General features: G+C 49.9%; 16 protein-coding genes and 2 tRNA genes. 11 read left to right on the plus strand and 7 right to left on the minus strand.

Translation table 11 applies throughout. The features are described from left to right. Nucleotides 1-77 precede the first annotated feature (77 nt). From FBY13_RS08475 to FBY13_RS08490, 4 genes are all read right to left on the minus strand, one after another. Nucleotides 78-162, minus strand: a tRNA-Tyr gene (locus FBY13_RS08475). Between the two features lie 35 nt (nt 163-197). Beyond that, a tRNA-Tyr gene (locus FBY13_RS08480) sits at nt 198-282 on the minus strand. A 143-nt stretch (nt 283-425) separates the two neighbouring features. Then, nucleotides 426-1,274 (minus strand): formyltetrahydrofolate deformylase, encoded by an 849-nt coding sequence (purU, locus tag FBY13_RS08485; protein ID WP_063879807.1) that lies wholly within the window; start codon nt 1,272-1,274, stop codon nt 426-428. Between the two features lie 56 nt (nt 1,275-1,330). Further along, nucleotides 1,331-1,786, minus strand: a complete 456-nt coding sequence (locus tag FBY13_RS08490; RefSeq protein WP_096010513.1) for a YchJ family protein — start codon at nt 1,784-1,786, stop codon at nt 1,331-1,333. Nucleotides 1,787-1,883: 97 nt separating this feature from the next. Here FBY13_RS08490 and rssA point away from each other — a divergent pair, with 97 nt between their 5' ends. The 5 genes from rssA to FBY13_RS08515 all read left to right on the plus strand — a co-directional run bounded on the left by rssA (nt 1,884) and on the right by FBY13_RS08515 (nt 7,399). Continuing rightward, nucleotides 1,884-2,795, plus strand: coding sequence for a patatin-like phospholipase RssA (rssA, locus tag FBY13_RS08495; protein ID WP_063879805.1), 912 nt, complete (start codon nt 1,884-1,886; stop codon nt 2,793-2,795). 99 nt (nt 2,796-2,894) lie between these two features. Then, nucleotides 2,895-3,911, plus strand: a complete 1,017-nt coding sequence (gene rssB / locus FBY13_RS08500) for a two-component system response regulator RssB (RefSeq protein WP_063879804.1) — start codon at nt 2,895-2,897, stop codon at nt 3,909-3,911. Between the two features lie 195 nt (nt 3,912-4,106). Next, on the plus strand, nt 4,107-5,015 hold the full coding sequence (galU, locus tag FBY13_RS08505; RefSeq protein ID WP_063879803.1) for a UTP--glucose-1-phosphate uridylyltransferase GalU: 909 nt from the start codon (nt 4,107-4,109) through the stop codon (nt 5,013-5,015). A gap of 21 nt (nt 5,016-5,036) precedes the next feature. After that, a complete protein-coding gene (locus tag FBY13_RS08510) occupies nt 5,037-6,377 on the plus strand; it encodes a UDP-glucose/GDP-mannose dehydrogenase family protein (protein ID WP_096010514.1) in 1,341 nt (446 codons plus the stop codon). Between the two features lie 14 nt (nt 6,378-6,391). Continuing rightward, nucleotides 6,392-7,399, plus strand: a complete 1,008-nt coding sequence (locus FBY13_RS08515; protein WP_063879801.1) for an NAD-dependent epimerase — start codon at nt 6,392-6,394, stop codon at nt 7,397-7,399. A 92-nt stretch (nt 7,400-7,491) separates the two neighbouring features. Here the strand turns inward: FBY13_RS08515 and hns are convergent, their stop codons facing one another. Beyond that, nucleotides 7,492-7,899 carry a histone-like nucleoid-structuring protein H-NS gene (gene hns / locus FBY13_RS08520; protein WP_063879800.1) on the minus strand — a complete coding sequence of 136 codons (408 nt, stop codon included), beginning with the start codon at nt 7,897-7,899 and terminating at the stop codon, nt 7,492-7,494. 412 nt (nt 7,900-8,311) lie between these two features. On the opposite strand from hns, the gene tdk reads away from it, so the two are divergent. After that, entirely contained in the window at nt 8,312-8,932 is a 621-nt protein-coding gene (gene tdk / locus FBY13_RS08525) for a thymidine kinase (protein WP_063879799.1), read from the plus strand. 5 nt (nt 8,933-8,937) lie between these two features. On the opposite strand, the gene FBY13_RS23415 is transcribed toward tdk, so the two are convergent. Beyond that, complete coding sequence (locus tag FBY13_RS23415; protein ID WP_186440801.1) at nt 8,938-9,099, minus strand: hypothetical protein; 162 nt, start codon at nt 9,097-9,099, stop codon at nt 8,938-8,940. An 87-nt stretch (nt 9,100-9,186) separates the two neighbouring features. Beyond that, complete coding sequence (adhE, locus tag FBY13_RS08530; RefSeq protein ID WP_145393962.1) at nt 9,187-11,874, minus strand: bifunctional acetaldehyde-CoA/alcohol dehydrogenase; 2,688 nt, start codon at nt 11,872-11,874, stop codon at nt 9,187-9,189. 435 nt (nt 11,875-12,309) lie between these two features. Here adhE and FBY13_RS08535 point away from each other — a divergent pair, with 435 nt between their 5' ends. The 5 genes from FBY13_RS08535 to oppC all read left to right on the plus strand — a co-directional run bounded on the left by FBY13_RS08535 (nt 12,310) and on the right by oppC (nt 18,889). Then, nucleotides 12,310-12,957, plus strand: a complete 648-nt coding sequence (locus tag FBY13_RS08535; RefSeq protein WP_063879797.1) for a YchE family NAAT transporter — start codon at nt 12,310-12,312, stop codon at nt 12,955-12,957. Nucleotides 12,958-13,539: 582 nt separating this feature from the next. After that, on the plus strand, nt 13,540-15,156 hold the full coding sequence (locus tag FBY13_RS08540; protein WP_063879796.1) for an ABC transporter substrate-binding protein: 1,617 nt from the start codon (nt 13,540-13,542) through the stop codon (nt 15,154-15,156). A 157-nt stretch (nt 15,157-15,313) separates the two neighbouring features. Beyond that, complete coding sequence (oppA, locus tag FBY13_RS08545; RefSeq protein WP_109716429.1) at nt 15,314-16,954, plus strand: oligopeptide ABC transporter substrate-binding protein OppA; 1,641 nt, start codon at nt 15,314-15,316, stop codon at nt 16,952-16,954. A gap of 91 nt (nt 16,955-17,045) precedes the next feature. Further along, entirely contained in the window at nt 17,046-17,966 is a 921-nt protein-coding gene (gene oppB / locus FBY13_RS08550; RefSeq protein ID WP_013025963.1) for an oligopeptide ABC transporter permease OppB, read from the plus strand. A 14-nt stretch (nt 17,967-17,980) separates the two neighbouring features. Next, nucleotides 17,981-18,889 (plus strand): oligopeptide ABC transporter permease OppC, encoded by a 909-nt coding sequence (gene oppC, locus FBY13_RS08555; RefSeq protein ID WP_063879794.1) that lies wholly within the window; start codon nt 17,981-17,983, stop codon nt 18,887-18,889. The last annotated feature ends 6 nt before the right edge of the window (nt 18,890-18,895 follow it).

Genomic DNA, 18,895 nt, shown 5'->3' on the forward strand with positions numbered 1-18,895 from the left:
GTCGAAGGTTCTCATCCCTCTCCCCGAAGAAAATGGTGATTGAGATTATCTTGGGCAGATCAGGAGAATATTCGAGATGGTGGTGGGAGAAGGATTCGAACCTTCGAAGTCTGTGACGGCAGATTTACAGTCTGCTCCCTTTGGCCGCTCGGGAATCCCACCGGGGATGATATGTGTGTTCAGGCAGCAGATTCAGATGGTGGTGGGAGAAGGATTCGAACCTTCGAAGTCTGTGACGGCAGATTTACAGTCTGCTCCCTTTGGCCGCTCGGGAATCCCACCAGGGACTGAATTGTTGTGCTCTGAAGCGGGGCGCATCATACCAAATGCGCCAGGACTGTAAAGCGCCGACTGGCAAATGGTGAACCGTTTGTCCACTTTTTACCCGTAGCGCTGGAATGTCAGCCAATCCAGCGCCGTGGCGGTTAAAGAATAATCGTGCGGTTACCGTAAACAAACACGCGCTGACCTAATACTTTATCTAACGCGCGGCTCAGGACATTTTTTTCGACGTCGCGTCCGGCACGCATCATTTCTTCTGCCGTATAGCTGTGATCGACGTTGATGACGTCCTGCATGATGATCGGGCCTTCATCAAGATTGTCATTCACATAGTGCGCTGTCGCCCCAATGATTTTAACGCCACGCTCGTAAGCCTGGTGATAAGGCCGCGCGCCGATAAAAGCCGGCAGGAATGAGTGGTGAATGTTAATGATCTGATTGGGATAGCGCTGCACAAAACCCGGCGTCAGCACGCGCATGTACTTGGCAAGCACCACATAATCTGGCTGATAACGGTCAATTTCTTCTGCCATACGGTTGTCATGCTCTTCACGTGACAAACCTTCATGGCTGACCAGGACAAACGGAATATCGAAACGCTCCACCAGCGAACGCAGCGTATCGTGATTACCGATGACGGCGGCAATTTCCATATCCAGACCGCCAAATGCACTCTTCATCAGCAGGTCGCCAAGGCAGTGCGCTTCTTTAGTGATCAAAATAACCACACGGCGACGACCTGCGCTGTGCAGTTCACGTACGGAACCTTGTGGAAGGGCACTGTCGAGATCGGCCAGCAGGGTCGTATCGTTAAAAATCCCTTCCAGCTCTGTGCGCATAAAAAAACGGCCGGTGCGATGGTCAACAAACTCATTGTTTTGCACGATATTCAGTTCGTGCTTGTAACAAATATTGGTGATTTTGGCGATCAGACCTTTTGCATCGGGACAAATGGTTCGTAAAACTTTTCTTTGCATGGTTTGCGCTTGCATCTCAATCAGAGTCCTGTCAAAGCATTAAGGGTAAAACCGTTACGCAGGCAACTGCCTTAGCCGCAACATTTCTTGTATTTTTTATCGGCGCCACAAGGACAGCGATCGTTACGCCCAATGGCGGGCGTTATTCCGTCTACATAGTACCAGCGTTGATCCTCGCGAAGAAAGCGTGAACGCTCGTACATCGCCCGATTAACCCCGTTTTCACGATAACGGGCGAAAAAAGTCACAAAGGCTTCATCCTGATTACGTCCCGGCTCACAGTGCGTGACGTTCAGGCTCAGCCATTCAGTACCAGCAAAACTTTCAGACAACAGCCCGGCAAGCGCGGGATCGCACCTGGTGGGATGCCAGGTCGACACTAAATAGTCGACGTCGTGTTTAACGTAAGCGCAGTAGCGAGAGCGCATAAGTTGTTCAGCTGATAAGGGAATTTCTGTTCCTTTAACAAAGGGCTGACAACATAGGCTATACTGCTTGCCGCTACAACATGGGCAAGATTCGGACACATATTCTCCTGTGAGTAACAGTGGGTGTTGATGATATCGTTTACTTTATCCGACCCACGCTTGTGACGCTATGTATTGACGCCAGGACCCGAGCAAGATGAGAAAACAAAAGATTGGATTGGCTCTGGGTTCCGGTGCCGCCAAAGGATGGGCGCATATTGGCGTCATCGACGCGCTGGAAAGCGCAGGCATTGAAATCGATGTCGTCGCAGGCTGTTCCATTGGTGCCCTCGTCGGCGCGGCTTATGTCAATCATCGGCTGCCGCACATGAAAAAATGGGTCAGCGCCTTCAGCTACTGGGATGTCATCCGCTTAATGGATCTTTCCTGGCAGCGCGGTGGACTTCTGCGCGGTGAGCGGGTGTTTAATCATGTCCGTCAGCTTATCACCAACAATGCGCTTGAGGCATGTGACAAGCCTTTTGGCGTGGTGGCGACCAACTTAAGCACGGGACGTGAATTATGGCTCACCGAGGGAGAATTGCATCAGGCCGTGCGCGCTTCCTGTAGTATGCCAGGCTTATTGCCACCGGTCGGCTACAATGGTTATTGGCTGGTAGATGGTGCCGTGGTGAATCCGGTACCGGTTTCACTGACTCGGGCACTGGGAGCCGATGTGGTTATTGCCGTGGATCTTCAGCACGATGCGCACCTCATGCAACCCAACTCAATGGTGCTGACGCCCCAAAGTACTGAGGAACATGCCGCAGCGGTTGCGCTCAATCTCGACTGGCGCGGAAAGTTGCGCCAGAGACTGGTCAGTTTTACCCAGCGACGGGCATCACAAATGCCGGGTGCAATGGAGATCATGGCCACTTCAATCCAGGTTTTGGAAAATCGCCTGAAGCGAAACCGGATGGCAGGCGATCCGCCCGACGTGCTCATCCAGCCGTTTTGTCCACAAATATCCACGTTGGACTTTCATCGTGCTGAAGAAGCTATTGCGGCGGGGAAGGTTGCCGTTGAGAAACAAATGGATGAATTATTACCGCTGGTCCGTAGAAGATAATCTGGTTGTTCACGCACAGATGTTACTTCGGTCTATTCTGAAAGGCGCAACTGCGTTTTATGAACCACTATTGAATTATCGGGTACGCAGGGGGATGGAATGGAAAAACCACTGATCGGCAAAAAGATACTCATTGTCGAAGATGAGGCCGTTTTCCGTTCGCTATTAAACCAATTTCTGTCGTCCATGGGTGCTGTCACGGTTGAAGCAGAAGATGGCCTGCAGGCTATTGAGCAACTTAAGCAGCATTCTGTGGAGCTGGTCATTTGTGATCTGGAGATGCCCGTCATGAGCGGCATCGAATTCGTCGAGCATGTCCGTAGCCGTGGGAACAGCGTGCCGATTCTGATCATTTCGGCCACGGAAAATATGTCCGATATCGCGCAGGTGCTGCGTCTTGGCGTGCAGGATGTGCTGCTCAAGCCGTTAAAAAACTTCGAGCGCTTCCGCGAGGCGGTCTACGAATGCCTTTACCCTTCCATGTTTACGTCAAAGGTTGAGGAAGACGAACAGCTGTTTCAGGACTGGGATGCGCTGGTTCGCGATCCGTCAGCGGCAGCAAAACTCCTTAAAGAGCTTCAGCCACCTGTCCAGCAACGTATTGCTAACTGCCGAATTAATTATCGCCAACTGACAATGGCCGAGCAGCCCGGTCTGGTGCTGGATATTGCCGCGCTTTCTGATAAAGACCTCGCCTTTTATTGTCTTGATGTCACCCGCGCCGGCGACAACGGCGTTTTGGCCGCTTTGCTCCTGCGCGCATTATTTAATGGATTACTGCAAGAGCAGTTATCAGGACAAAAGCAGCGTTTGCCGGAGCTGAGCAGTTTGCTCAGACAGGTTAATTTACTGCTGCGCCAGGCTAACTTAACCGGCCAGTTTCCGTTGCTGGTGGGATATTACCATCGCGGATTAAAAAATTTGGTGCTGGTTTCTGCGGGATTAAATGCCACTTTGCATGTTCAGGCCCATCAAATACAACTCAGTAACGGTGTACCTCTTGGCACTATGGGCAGTACACATACTAACCAAATTAGTCAGCGTGCGGATGACTGGCAATGCCATATTTGGGGGGCCGGAGGCCGCATACGACTCATGTTATCGTCTGATCAGTAAACCCTGATGAATGTTTTATTATCGCCCGCAAGACAGGGCCAGAAGTTAGCTTTACACTTGGGTAATAGTCTTAAATTCTCCGGATAGATGTCTTCCAGGATAAATCCGTTCGCGAGTAACTGATATACTCATTTCCGAATTTAAACCGACATATCAAGCATTAAAACTTGAACGGCCTATAAGAGAGGTATTTTGATGTCTGCCTATAAGACCAAAGTTAAGAAAGCGGTAATTCCGGTAGCTGGTTTGGGTACGCGTATGCTTCCTGCTACCAAAGCGATTCCAAAAGAAATGTTACCGCTGGTTGATAAGCCGTTAATTCAGTATGTCGTTAACGAGTGTATTGCTGCGGGTATTAATGAGATCGTACTGGTTACTCACTCATCTAAAAACGCCATTGAGAACCACTTCGACACCAGTTTCGAACTGGAATCCATGCTGGAAAAACGTGTTAAGCGTCAGCTGCTGGACGAAATTCAGTCTATCTGTCCTCCGCACGTGACCATCATGCAGGTACGTCAGGGTATCGCTAAAGGTCTGGGCCACGCCGTTATGTGCGCGCATCCATTGATCGGTGATGAGCCTGTTGCCGTTATTCTGCCGGATGTCATCATCGACGAATACGAATCTAACCCAACCAAAGATAACCTGGCAGAAATGCTCAGCCGTTATGAAGAATCCGGCCGCAGCCAGATCATGGTTGAGCCAGTCAGCGATGTGACGGCTTACGGTGTTGTGGACTGTCAGGGTGCAGAACTGAATCCTGGCGACAGCGCACCGATGGTGGGCGTGGTTGAGAAACCTAAAGCGTCTGAGGCCCCATCTAACCTCGCGGTTGTTGGTCGTTACGTTCTGTCTGCTGACATCTGGCCTCTGCTGGCGAAAACGCCTCCAGGTGCGGGTGGCGAAGTTCAGCTCACCGACTCTATCGCCATGCTGATGGATAAAGAAACCGTCGAAGCTTATCACCTGAAAGGGGTAAGTCATGACTGTGGTAACAAACTGGGCTACATGCAGGCTTTCGTTGAATATGGTGTTCGCCATCCGGTGTTGGGCAAAGAGTTCACAGAATGGCTCAACAAAACCGTTAGCGATAAAAAGTAATTTTAAACACAGGATAGCTCAATGAAAGTCACTGTATTTGGTATCGGCTATGTCGGTCTGGTTCAGGCTGCGGTGTTGGCCGAAGTCGGACATGACGTTCTCTGCATTGATGTGGATGAAAAGAAGGTCGAAAACCTTAAACAAGGCAAGATCCCCATTTTTGAACCGGGTCTGACGCCGCTGGTAATGTCGAATTACGAATCGGGTCGTCTGAAGTTCAGCACTGATGCTGCACTGGGCGTGAATCATGGCGTGATGCAGTTTATCGCCGTGGGTACACCGCCTGACGAAGATGGCTCGGCCGACCTGAAATATGTTACTGCGGTGGCGCGTACCATTGCTCAGCATATGACCGATCACAAAGTCGTCATTGATAAGTCAACGGTGCCAGTGGGAACCGCTGACCGCGTCCGTGCCGTCATGACAGAAACCCTGAAGGCGCGTGATGCCAACATCAGCTTTGATGTGGTGTCCAACCCAGAGTTTCTGAAAGAAGGTGCGGCAGTTAATGACTGCATGCGCCCAGAGCGTATCGTCGTAGGGACGGACAATGACGATGTTGTGGAGCTGTTGCGTGAGCTGTACGAGCCATTCAACCGTAACCACGATCGCATGATCCTGATGGATATTCGCAGTGCAGAACTGACTAAGTACGCGGCTAACTGCATGCTGGCGACCAAAATCAGCTTTATGAACGAAATTTCCAATCTCGCAGAACGTTTAGGCGCGGATATCGAAAAAGTGCGCCAGGGGATTGGGTCTGACTCACGCATCGGCTATCACTTTATCTATCCAGGCTGCGGCTATGGCGGTTCCTGCTTCCCGAAAGACGTTCAGGCGCTTATTCGTACGGCTGAATCCATTGGCTATACGCCACGCCTGTTGAAGGCGGTGGAAGACGTCAATGACAGTCAGAAGACCAAGCTGCCGACCTTTATCAAACGCCACTTTGGTGACGATCTTAAGGGTAAAACGTTTGCCCTGTGGGGTTTGTCATTTAAACCTAACACCGATGATATGCGTGAAGCATCAAGCCGCGTGTTAATGGAAACCTTATGGGAAGCTGGCGCATCCGTTCAGGCCTTCGATCCCGAAGCCATGGATGAAGCGCAACGCATCTATGGTCATCGCGATGATTTGAAGCTGATGGGTACCAAAGAGGCGGCATTGCACGGTGCAGACGGCCTGGTGATTTGTACGGAATGGCAGAACTTCCGTGCACCTGACTTTGACGTTATTAAGAATGCACTGAAAGAACCCGTGATTTTTGATGGGCGTAACCTGTATGATCCAGAGCGTATCAGCAAACGCGGCTTCGTTTATTATGCAATCGGCCGCGGAGCATCTATCCAGGCTGTGTGATTAACGAGGGATTTATGAATTTTCTGGTTACCGGCGCAGCAGGCTTTATTGGCTTTCATGTAAGTCAACGCCTGCTGGCCGCCGGTCACCAGGTTGTCGGTATTGACAACCTGAATGACTACTACGATGTAAACCTTAAACAAGCTCGCCTTGATGTCATCGGCGATAATCCATCTTTTACCTTCATCAAAGTCGATTTGGCCGATCGCCAGGCTATTGCCGCACTTTTTGCACAGCACAACTTTCAACGCGTTATTCATTTGGCCGCTCAGGCAGGGGTACGTTATTCCATTGAAAATCCCCATGCTTATGCCGATGCCAACGTTATTGGGCACCTGAATATACTCGAAGGGTGCCGCCATCATAAAATCGAACATCTGCTCTATGCGTCATCCAGTTCGGTTTATGGCTTAAATAACAAGATGCCATTCTCAACAGAGGACAGTGTCGATCATCCGGTTTCATTGTATGCAGCGACCAAAAAAGCCAATGAGCTGATGTCGCATACTTACTCACATCTTTATCAATTACCCACAACCGGATTACGTTTTTTCACGGTATATGGTCCGTGGGGACGTCCGGACATGGCATTGTTTAAATTTACTCGGGCAATGCTCGCCGGTGAAGCGATAGATGTGTATAACCAAGGGCAAATGAAGCGCGACTTTACCTATATTGATGATGTAGTCGAGGCGATCGTTCGTTTGCAGGATGTGGTTCCGCAAGCCGATGTTAACTGGACCGTTGAAACGGGTTCTGCCGCGTCAAGCTCAGCCCCCTATAGTGTTTATAACCTGGGCAACAGCCAGCCTGTGAGTCTGATTCACTATATTGAGGCGATTGAAAAAGCGCTTGGCATATCGGCTAATAAAAACCTGATGCCAATGCAACCCGGAGATGTCCTGGCAACCAGCGCCGACACGACAGCGTTATATAATGCCATTGGATTTAAACCACAAACCGGTGTCGATGAAGGCGTCAGACGCTTTGTTGACTGGTACCGTAATTTTTACTCGGTGTGAAAAATAAAAAAGGAAGCAGTCGCTTCCTTTTTTTTGGTGTTGGTAATCAAATAGCTAAAGTGAAGCCAACAAAGAGCGAAACACGCCATTCATTACAGCAGGAAGTCGTCTAACTGCTTACCTTGTTCTTCCATGGCTTTTTTGATTGCTGCTGGCGTACGGCCCTGGCCTGTCCAGGTTTTAGCATCGCCATTTTCGTCAACAAACTGATATTTTGCAGGGCGAGCAGCACGTTTGGCTTTGCCTGAACTTTTTGATTCTGACAGCGCGCCGAATAATTCATTGGGATCGATGCCATCGGCTAACAGCATTTCACGATATTGCTCAAGTTTACGCGCACGTTCTTCGTTTTCTGCTTTGGAATGTGACTCTTCATCGCGACGCTCATTTACCACGACTTCAAGTTTTTCCAGCATTTCTTCCAGTGTTTCCAAAGAACACTCTCTGGCCTGGGCACGCAGCGTGCGGATATTATTAAGATTTTTAAGTGCTTCGCTCATTGTCCTGATCTCTGAATAATTAATAGGAGAGTTGTTCTGCCCGCTAATAGTAGTGGTGGAGAAAAATAACTTCAACATTAAATTAATTTTTAGCTTAAAAAGAGGAAAGAAGCAATTTAATGAATTATTAATTCGGCCTGATAACTGTGGCAGCTGTACCCGTGAATCAACGAGAACATTAAGCGCTTAGCGGAAAATGCGCTTGCGCATAAAGGGTAAATTAATGGTTCACCATGAAAGTGCTTTAATATTTATCTCTTAAACAAGACAAATCGCCGTGCCATATTAACCCGATATTATCAATTAGTGGTGCTAATCTGAACAGAAGATGCTGAAAATCACCACGGCATCACGGAGCAGATATGGTAAAATCGCCATTATTTAGTTTCATCATATCTGAGAAACGGCGCACATGGCTCAACTCTATTTCTACTATTCAGCAATGAATGCAGGTAAATCAACCGCTCTTTTGCAGTCATCTTACAATTACCAGGAACGCGGTATGCGAACGCTGGTCTATACCGCGGAAATCGATAATCGCTTTGGCGCAGGTAAGGTCAGTTCGCGTATTGGATTATCCTCACCAGCGGTACTGTATAATGCTGACAGCCAACTGGATGTAGAGATTGCACAAGAGCATGCACGCCAGCCTGTGCATTGTGTTCTGGTGGATGAAAGCCAGTTTCTGACGCGTGAACAGGTTAAGGCGCTGTCTGACGTGGTGGATGACCTGGATATTCCGGTACTGTGCTACGGGCTGCGGACCGACTTTCTTGGCGAGCTCTTTATCGGCAGTCAGTATCTGCTGGCCTGGGCAGATAAGCTGGTTGAACTGAAGACGGTTTGTCACTGCGGACGTAAAGCGGGCATGGTGCTGCGCCTCGACAGCGATGGTAAACCTTTCAGAGAAGGGGAACAGGTGGTGATTGGTGGAAATGAACGTTATATCTCGGTATGCCGTAAGCATTATAAGAAGGCGATAGAGCAGGGATGTTTGCAGGCCATTCATGGCGCGCAAACGCCCGTCGACTGATGACGTCACTCAATGGATTCGCTGCGGTTTGCCAGACCTTTCTCTGTTAAGGCCTCAAGCCTGTCGCGTTGCATAGCCCCAAATAAGCGATAAGTCCGGTTCAGGACACCGTTATCATTCGTCATCGCGATCATCGCGCTAGCCAGGAGAGCGACGACGTTCTGCATAACAGTACAATAATTGCAATAAAAAACCCCTTGAGGCGCGTGCCAGACAAGGGGTTTTACAGCCCGTATTACCGGGCATTAACCTGATTAGGCTTTTTTAGCTTTCTTCGCCGCGTTACTGTTACCGACCGGCTGATCCATTGCCGCTTCAGCGGCACTTGAATAAGGCTCCACAAATTTGCGGCCATAATAGCTGTCAAGCATCAGCTGTTTCAGTTCGGCAATTAACGGATAGCGTGGGTTAGCGCCAGTGCACTGGTCATCAAAGGCATCTTCGGCCAGTTTGTCCACTTTCGCCAGGAAATCGGCCTCCTGAACGCCGGCTTCACGAATTGAGGCCGGGATACCCAGTTCGGTTTTGATTTCGTCCAGCCACGTCAGCAGTTTTTCGATTTTCTGCGCGGTACGATCGCCCGGAGCCGTCAGACCCAGGTGATCCGCGACTTCAGCATAACGACGACGTGCCTGCGGACGATCGTACTGGCTGAATGCGGTTTGCTTAGTCGGATTGTCATTGGCGTTATAGCGGATGACATTGGAAATCAGCAGCGAGTTAGCCAGTCCATGAGGAATATGGAACTCCGAGCCCAGCTTATGCGCCATTGAGTGGCAAACCCCCAGGAAGGCATTGGCAAAAGCTATACCGGCAATGGTAGCGGCATTGTGTACACGTTCACGGGCTACCGGATTTTTGGCCCCCTCTGCATAGCTGGCGGGTAAATGCTCTTTGAGTAGCTTAAGTGCCTGCAGCGCCTGACCATCGGAATATTCATTTGCCAGGACGGACACATAGGCTTCAAGCGCATGGGTTACCGCATCCAGACCACCAAAGGCACAGAGTGAACGTGGCATATCCATGACCAGGTTCGCATCCACGATGGCCATATCCGGCGTCAGAGCGTAATCCGCCAGCGGATATTTCTGCCCGGTGGCGTCATCCGTTACTACCGCAAAAGGCGTCACTTCAGAACCGGTACCGGAGGTGGTGGTAATCGCCACCATCCGTGCTTTCACGCCCATTTTCGGGAATTTATAGATACGTTTGCGGATATCCATAAAGCGCAGCGCCAGCTCTTCGAAATGGGTTTCCGGATGTTCATACATGACCCACATAATTTTGGCCGCATCCATCGGGGAACCACCGCCCAGCGCCAGAATGACGTCGGGTTTAAAGCTGTTCATTTGTTCTGCGCCTTTGCGCACGATGCTTAATGTAGGGTCCGCTTCAACCTCAAAGAACACTTCGGTTTCGATACCGTGGGATTTTAAGACGCGGGTAACCTGATCGGCGTAGCCATTATTGAACAGGAAGCGGTCTGTCACCACAAACGCGCGTTTTGCCCCGTCGGTAGCGATCTCTTCCAGGGCAATGGGTAAAGAGCCACGACGGAAGTAAATGGACTTTGGAAGTTTATGCCACAACATATTTTCAGCTCGCTTGGCTACGGTTTTCTTATTGATTAGATGTTTAGGTCCAACGTTTTCAGAAATGGAGTTACCACCCCAGGAACCACAGCCCAATGTCAGAGAGGGGGCGAGTTTAAAGTTGTACAAATCACCAATGCCGCCCTGAGAGGCCGGAGTATTGATAAGAATGCGGGCCGTTTTCATTTTGTCGCCAAAGTAGTGCACGCGTTCTGTCTGATTGTCCTGATCGGTATAAAGACAGGAGGTGTGACCAATGCCACCCATCGCCACCAGTTTCTCCGCTTTGCTGACGGCATCTTCATAATCTTTAGCACGGTACATCGCAAGTGTCGGCGACAGCTTTTCATGGGCAAAAGGTTCTGATTCATCGACCCGTTCAACTTCACCAATCAGGATTTTTGTTTCTGCCGGAACGCTGAGGCCAGCCATCTCTGCAATTTTCACCGCGGGCTGACCGACAATGGCGGCGTTAAGCCCGCCGTTTTTCAGAATAATATTTTGTACGGCACTGAGATCCTGTCCCTTGAGCAGATAGCCGCCATGGCTGGAGAAGCGCTCACGCACGGCGTCATAAACGGAGTCCACCACGATGACAGACTGCTCAGAGGCGCAGATCACGCCGTTGTCGAACGTTTTCGACATCAGAATGGACGCGACGGCGCGCTTAATATCGGCGGTTTCATCAATCACCACCGGCGTGTTACCCGCCCCTACGCCAATAGCCGGTTTTCCTGAACTGTACGCGGCTTTAACCATGCCGGGTCCACCTGTAGCAAGAATCAGGTTGATATCGGGGTGATGCATCAGCTGATTGGACAGTTCAACAGAAGGCGCGTCGATCCAGCCGATAATGTCTTTAGGCGCGCCAGCAGCGATGGCAGCCTGCAGTACAATATCCGCCGCTTTATTGGTTGCGTCTTTGGCGCGAGGGTGAGGTGAGAAGATAATACCGTTGCGGGTTTTAAGGCTGATAAGGGCTTTGAAGATAGCGGTCGACGTGGGGTTGGTTGTGGGAACAATGCCGCAAATCAGGCCGATGGGTTCAGCAATCGTGATGGTGCCAAAAGTGTCATCGGTTTGCAGCACGCCGCAGGTTTTTTCATCTTTGTAAGCGTTATAGATATATTCAGAAGCAAAGTGGTTTTTGATAACTTTATCTTCAACAATACCCATACCGGATTCTGCGACCGCCATTTTAGCGAGGGGAATGCGGGCATCGGCGGCGGCCAGCGCAGCGGCGCGGAAGATGGCATCGACCTGTTGTTGAGAAAAGTTGGCGAATTCTTGCTGGGCTTTTTTTACACGTTCAACCAGTGCATTGAGTTCAGCGACATTAGTAACGGCCATTGTGCTCTCCTGAGGAAGTTAAACTTTTTTAGTAAACAAGCCTGAGTCCCTGAGTATAGTTATGATGCAAACGCCAACCATTTCGGGAGTAAAGCAGCAAGTTTTCAATTGTTTACTAAAAGCGCTTTCTTGCGGTTTAAACGTGAGACACGCGTTGCTGACAGGCAAAGAGTACCTGGTTTGGGGGAGACCAATGATGATTCAGATCAATTTAGATCGCGGCTGACACCTTTCAGCCAGCCTGGGATCACAGCCATACGACGAAGTAAAAAGACCGTAATAAAAGTAACATCTACCGCAGGATATTTAATGGCTGGTAGAACGCGCTAAAGTGTAAGTAAATTAACAGAATAAATAACTAACAGGTCATCTGGCGCCCAGGGCATTTTTCCCTTACATTAGGCGCGTTTTTTCATCTGGGATGTGGAGTCAACCGTGAATCCTGCGCTATTAGATCTGTCTGGCTATATCAAGTTTTTCGTAGGCCTGTTTGCACTGGTTAACCCCATTGGCATCATTCCGGTATTTATCAGCATGACCCGTTATCAGGGCGTGGCTGAACGCAATAAAACCAATCTGACGGCAAATCTCGCCGTGGCGATTATTCTTTGGACCTCACTGTTTTTAGGCGATGCGATCCTGCATGTTTTTGGTATCTCTATCGATTCGTTCCGCATTGCAGGCGGTATTCTGGTTGTGACGATCGCCATGTCGATGATCAGCGGAAAGTTAGGCGAGGATAAACAAAACAAGCAGGAAAAATCGGAGACGGCCATTCGGGAAAGTGTCGGCGTGGTTCCGCTGGCGCTGCCGTTAATGGCTGGCCCTGGCGCGATCAGTTCGACCATCGTCTGGAGTACCCGTTACCATAACTGGCTTAACCTGCTGGGTTTTACCGTGGCAATTGCCATTTTCGCCTTCAGCTGTTGGTTACTGTTCCGCGCTGCTCCCTTGATGGTCAGGTTGTTAGGGCAGACCGGTATTAACGTCATCACCCGTATCATGGGGTTATTGTTAATGGCCCTGGGGATTGAATTTGTCGTTACCGGGATTAAAGCGATTTTTCCCGGTCTGGTCGGATAAAAGGCACTTATTTAAAAATAAATAATAAGAAGCGCGCTAATTTGGTGCAAATCCCGGCTGTTTTGCACCATTTTAATGCAATTATTTATCTGTCTTCATATCCCTCAGCAGTTATCACTTCCACTAATAGCTTCCTGCACCCACTCCTTGCCCGCATTCCCACCCTGTCACTATTTTCACATTACATTCTGCTTTAACTGCCTAAGTTGGCATGATTAATGCTGGTATACGTCCCAAAAAGCGTTTTTAAATGATGGGGCGAGGTGAAATAACCCTACAACAACACAGTCAAACGGCTGGATTGTTATTTTTTGGTTAAATTACCATCAAATCGATGAGTCTGTTTATTAATCAGTCTGTTAAGCTATTTTTATGGCGAAAATTAACACTTCCTCTGGGAAAAATCTCATGATAAAAGAGAATCAGGTAACATTTTAGCTATTTAGTTTTGGCGCCCCTCAACGGCATCTGCTAATTTTCGGCGCATCGATAAAGTTTTCCCGAATGTCCAAACAATAAGATTTATTCCTTATTGATGACGGGATGGCAGAATAAAAGTTGGCACTTAACAAGGGTTGGTAAATGAACACGCAGCACTATCTGGCTTGTTTAGCATTAACTATGACAGTTTTACCCACCAGTGCCGCGACTGTGCCATCAGATGTCGCGTTGTCCGCAAACCAACAAATCGTCATTAATAACGGATCAGAAGTGGCCTCACTTGACCCGCATAAGACAGAAGGTGTGCCGGAGTCGAACATCATCCTCAACCTGCTGGACGGGCTGGTTAACACGGATAATGATGGCAAGGTCGTGCCGGGCGTTGCCGAAAGCTGGCAAAATCAGCAGGGCAAAGTCTGGACATTTACGCTGCGCGACAATGCTAAATGGAGCAACGGTGAGCCGGTGACGGCAAAGGATTTCGTTTATAGCTGGCGTCGTCTTGCCGATCCTAAAACGGCTTCCCCTTATGCCAGTTATTTGCAGGCTGCGCACATTGCCAATGTTGAGGCGATTCTTGCCGGTAAAGCCGCCCCAGACCAACTGGGAGTAAAAGCCCTTGATGACCGCCATCTGCAGGTTACCTTAACCGAGCCGGTGCCCTATTTAGTGGCAATGCTGGCGCACACCGCGATGAAGCCCGTCTATGCACCTGCGATTGAAAAGTGGGGCGAAGCATGGACACAACCCGGCCACTACATCGGCAACGGTGCCTATACGCTGAGCGACTGGGTAGTGAATGAAAAAATCGTCCTGAAGCGTAATCCGCGCTACTGGAACAACCGCCAGACCGTCATTGAGCAAGGAACGTTTTTACCGATCAGCTCGGAAAACAGCGATATCAATCGTTATCGTAGCGGTGGCATTGATATGACCAACAGCGCGGTTCCGCCTGACATGTTCGCTAAATTGCGTAAAGACATCGGCGATGAAGTGAAAGTCAGTCCGCTGCTCTGCACCTTTTATTACGAAATTAATAATAAAAAACCGCCGTTTACCGATGCGCGCGTTCGCGCGGCCATCAAAATGACGCTGGATCGCGACATCATCGCCAATAAAATTATGGGACAGGGGCAAATTCCTGCCTACAGCTTTACACCGCCTTATACCGCAGGCGCAAAATTAGCTGCGCCTGCGTGGATGGCCTGGTCACAGCCGCAACGAAATGACGCGGCGAAAAAATTGCTGGCCGAGGCCGGTTATAACGATAAAAACCCGCTGCGGTTTACGCTGCTTTATAACACCTCGGATCAAAACAAAACCCAGGCTATCGCCGCCGCGTCCATGTGGCAACGCAACCTGGGCGCGCAGGTGACGTTACAAAATCAGGAATGGAAAACCCTGCTGGAAACACGTCATCAGGCACAATATGACGTGGTTCGCGCCACGTGGTGTGCGGATTACAATGAGCCCTCTACTTTCCTCAATATGTTCCAGAGTCAGTCGTCGACCAATACGGCGTTTTACCGCAGCGCGGAATACGATCGCCTGTTAGCCGCAACATTAACAACTGAGAATGAAGCCGATCGCGCATTATTGTATCAGCAGGCTGAAACACAACTCGACAAAGACTCAGCAATTGTGCCAGTTTACTATCGCGTCAGTGTGCGACTGGTCAAACCCTGGATTGGCGGGTTTACCGGCCACGATCCGCAGGACATGACAGATCTGAAATATTATTTTATTAAACAACACTGAGTCACGCGCTTAACCGGCGGCACAGCCGGGAAGGGCGTGACCGTGCAGACCACACTACAGGGTCAATACTCCCCGGCAGGCAAACACCGGGGACCCGAATACGGGGAACGCTGAGGTCGCAAATACCCTCAGTGAAAATAAAAAACTGGAGTTATGAATGAACAACATCACGAAGAAAACCCTGATTGCTGCCAGCGTCTTTGCAGCGATGAGTGCGTTCACAGCGAACAGCGTTATGGCAGCCACGGTACCTGCTGGGGTTGAACTGGCCGCGAAGCAGGAGCTGGTTAAAGGAAACGGTAGCGAAATCCAGTCACTGGACCCGCATAAAATTGAAGGCGTGCCAGAGTCTAACGTCAGCCGTGACCTGTTAGAAGGTCTGGTGATTAGTGATACGGATGGCCACCCAATCCCGGGCGTAGCGGAAAGCTGGGACAATAAAGATTTTAAGGTCTGGACCTTCCATCTGCGTAAAAATGCCAAATGGTCGAATGGTGAGCCGGTAACGGCACAAGACTTCGTCTACAGCTGGCAGCGTCTGGCAGATCCCAAAACTGCCTCACCTTACGCCAGCTATCTGCAATATGGTCACCTGGCAAATATCGATGACATCATTGCCGGTAAGAAAAAACCGTCTGAGCTGGGTGTAAAAGCGATTGATGACCATACGCTGGAAGTCACTCTGAGCGAGCCCGTTCCTTATTTCTATAAATTACTCATTCACCCGTCTATGTCGCCCGTTAATAAAGCGGCACTGGAGAAATTCGGTGATAAATGGACCCAACCTGAAAACTGGGTAGGGAATGGTGCTTTCAAACTTGAATCACACGTGATCAACGAACGTATTACCGTTGTGCGCAACCCTGAATACTGGGATAACGCCCATACCGTGCTGAATAAAGTGACCTTCCTGCCCATCTCTTCTGAAGTCAGCGACGTTAACCGCTACTTCTCCGATAACGGCAGCGATATGACCTATAACAACCTGCCGATTGAGCTGTTTAAGAAACTTCAGCGTGATAACGGTAAAGAACTGCATGTCGATCCGTATCTGTGCACTTACTATTATGAAATTAACAACCAGAAAGCGCCATTTACCGATCCGCGCGTGCGTGCTGCCCTGAAACTGGGTATTGATCGTGACATCATCGTAGATAAGGTATTGGCTCAGGGCCAGAAACCGGCATACAGCTACACGCCGCCGGCAACCGATGGTATCGAATTACTGCCGCCAGACTGGTTTAAGTGGTCACAGGATAAACGTAATGCTGAAGCGAAAAAATTGCTGGCTGAAGCGGGTTATACGCCAGAAAAACCATTGACCTTTAGTTTGCTGTATAACACGTCTGATCTGCATAAAAAGCTGGCTATCGCTGCCTCTTCAATCTGGGCGAAAAACCTGGGCGTGAAAGTGAAGCTGGAAAACCAGGAGTGGAAAACTTTCCTGGATACGCGTCATCAGGGCAACTTTGACGTGGCCCGTGCTGGCTGGTGTGCCGATTACAACGAACCAACGTCATTCCTGAACACCATGCTGTCAGACAGCAGTAACAACACGGCGCACTATAAGAGCCCTGCGTTCGACAAGCTAATGAAAGACGCACTGGCCACGGGTGACGACAAGGCACGCGCGGCTGATTATCAGAAAGCCGAGCAGCAGCTGGATAAAGATTCGGTTATCGTTCCGCTTTACTACTACGTCAATACCCGACTGGTAAAACCTTATGTTGGGGGTTATACCGGCAAGGACCCGTTGGATAACGTAGCAGACAGAAACCTGTATATCATCAAGCACTAACAGAACATATACCAAGAACAGCGGCGGCGCGTCGCGCGCCGCCTGTACTTTTTTTAATGCAATGTGAAGCACCAGCCTGGTAGGTACGGCAATGTTAAAATTCATCCTGCGTCGATTGCTTGAAGCAATTCCGACGCTTTTCGTTCTGATTACCATCTCCTTCTTTATGATGCGCCTAGCACCCGGCAGTCCTTTTACCAGCGAGCGCACGCTCTCGCCAGAGGTCATGGCAAATATTGAGGCGAAATATCACCTCAACGATCCTATCGGCAAGCAATATGTTGATTATCTTATTCAACTGGCGCATGGCGATTTTGGTCCCTCGTTTAAATACAAAGATTATTCGGTGAACTACCTGGTCGGTCATGCGTTTCCGGTTTCTGCCAAGCTAGGTCTTGCCGCCTTTATTCTGGCGGTGGTGCTGGGGGTAACGGCCGGCGTAATCGCGGCGCTGAAACAAAACAGCCTGTGGGATTATGTTGTGATGGGGGTGGCAATGACCGGCGTGGTGATACCCAGTTTCGTGGTCGCACCGCTATTGGTTCTGGTTTTCGCTATCACGCTTAAGTGGCTCCCCGGCGGGGGCTGGAACGGCGGACAATGGAACTACATGCTGCTGCCGATGGTGGCGCTCTCACTCGCCTATATCGCCAGTATCGCGCGTATTACCCGCGGCTCGATGATTGAAGTTATGCACTCCAACTTTATTCGTACCGCGCGTGCGAAAGGTTTGCCGTTGCGTCGTATCGTATTACGTCATGCACTGAAGCCTGCGCTGTTGCCAGTGATTTCTTATATGGGGCCGGCCTTTGTCGGCATCATCACCGGCTCTATGGTCATTGAGTCCATCTACGGGTTGCCGGGCATTGGTCAGCTGTTCGTGAACGGTGCGCTGAACCGTGATTACTCACTGGTGCTGAGCCTGACCATTCTGGTGGGGTTATTAACCATTCTGTTTAACGCGATTGTCGATGTGCTGTACGCCGTAATCGACCCGAAAATCCGCTACTGATTCTGGAGTTCGCCATGATGTTAAGTAAGAAAAATAGCGAAGCTCTTGATGCATTCAGTGAAAAACTGGAAGTCGAAGGGCGTAGCCTGTGGCAGGATGCCCGACGTCGTTTTATCCATAACCGTGCCGCGTTAATTAGCCTGATGGTGCTGATGCTCATCACGCTGTTTGTGATTTTCGCGCCTATGCTGTCACAGTTCTCCTATTTCGATACAGACTGGGGAATGATGTCATCACCGCCGGATACGACCTCTGGTCACTGGTTCGGCACTGACTCATCAGGGCGCGATTTATTGGTGCGCGTCGCCATTGGGGGGCGTATTTCCCTGATGGTCGGGATTGCCGCCGCCCTGATCGCCGTCATCGTCGGCACCCTGTACGGTTCAATCGCCGGTTACCTCGGGGGGAAAACGGATTCCGTGATGATGCGTATTCTGGAAATCCTTAACTCCTTCCCGTTCATGTTCTTCGTTATCCTGCTGGTGACCTTCTTTGGCCGCAATATCCTGCTTATTTTTGCCGCTATCGGTATGGTTTCCTGGCTGGACATGGCGCGTATCGTGCGTGGTCAGACCTTAAGCCTGAAACGTAAAGAGTTTATCGAAGCCGCGCATGTCGGTGGCGTTTCCACCTGGAAAATTGTGACGCGCCATATCGTCCCTAACGTACTGGGTGTGGTGGTGGTTTACGCTTCGCTGCTGGTACCCAGTATGATTCTGTTTGAATCTTTCCTGAGCTTCCTGGGGCTGGGAACCCAGGAGCCCTTGAGTAGCTGGGGCGCATTGCTTAGCGATGGTGCTAACTCCATGGAAGTCTCGCCGTGGCTGTTACTGTTCCCGGCGGTTTTCCTGGTTGTCACCTTGTTCTGTTTCAACTTTATTGGCGATGGCCTGCGTGATGCCCTCGACCCCAAAGATCGTTAAGGAGTT

Origin of the sequence: Pantoea sp. SJZ147 (genome assembly GCF_007828605.1) — a bacterium.
Lineage (GTDB): Bacteria > Pseudomonadota > Gammaproteobacteria > Enterobacterales > Enterobacteriaceae > Pantoea > Pantoea allii.

What these genes read in the sequence shown, in the direction of transcription:
- purU (WP_063879807.1), bottom strand. Translation starts at nt 1,274, where the DNA reads ATGCAAGCGCAAACCATGCAAAGAAAAGTTTTACGAACCATTTGTCCC.
- rssA (WP_063879805.1), top strand. Translation starts at nt 1,884, where the DNA reads ATGAGAAAACAAAAGATTGGATTGGCTCTGGGTTCCGGTGCCGCCAAA.
- FBY13_RS08510 (WP_096010514.1), top strand. Translation starts at nt 5,037, where the DNA reads ATGAAAGTCACTGTATTTGGTATCGGCTATGTCGGTCTGGTTCAGGCT.
- adhE (WP_145393962.1), bottom strand. Translation starts at nt 11,874, where the DNA reads ATGGCCGTTACTAATGTCGCTGAACTCAATGCACTGGTTGAACGTGTA.
- hns (WP_063879800.1), bottom strand. Translation starts at nt 7,899, where the DNA reads ATGAGCGAAGCACTTAAAAATCTTAATAATATCCGCACGCTGCGTGCC.
- oppB (WP_013025963.1), top strand. Translation starts at nt 17,046, where the DNA reads ATGTTAAAATTCATCCTGCGTCGATTGCTTGAAGCAATTCCGACGCTT.
- galU (WP_063879803.1), top strand. Translation starts at nt 4,107, where the DNA reads ATGTCTGCCTATAAGACCAAAGTTAAGAAAGCGGTAATTCCGGTAGCT.
- rssB (WP_063879804.1), top strand. Translation starts at nt 2,895, where the DNA reads ATGGAAAAACCACTGATCGGCAAAAAGATACTCATTGTCGAAGATGAG.
- FBY13_RS23415 (WP_186440801.1), bottom strand. Translation starts at nt 9,099, where the DNA reads ATGCAGAACGTCGTCGCTCTCCTGGCTAGCGCGATGATCGCGATGACG.
- tdk (WP_063879799.1), top strand. Translation starts at nt 8,312, where the DNA reads ATGGCTCAACTCTATTTCTACTATTCAGCAATGAATGCAGGTAAATCA.
- FBY13_RS08540 (WP_063879796.1), top strand. Translation starts at nt 13,540, where the DNA reads ATGAACACGCAGCACTATCTGGCTTGTTTAGCATTAACTATGACAGTT.
- oppA (WP_109716429.1), top strand. Translation starts at nt 15,314, where the DNA reads ATGAACAACATCACGAAGAAAACCCTGATTGCTGCCAGCGTCTTTGCA.
- FBY13_RS08515 (WP_063879801.1), top strand. Translation starts at nt 6,392, where the DNA reads ATGAATTTTCTGGTTACCGGCGCAGCAGGCTTTATTGGCTTTCATGTA.
- oppC (WP_063879794.1), top strand. Translation starts at nt 17,981, where the DNA reads ATGATGTTAAGTAAGAAAAATAGCGAAGCTCTTGATGCATTCAGTGAA.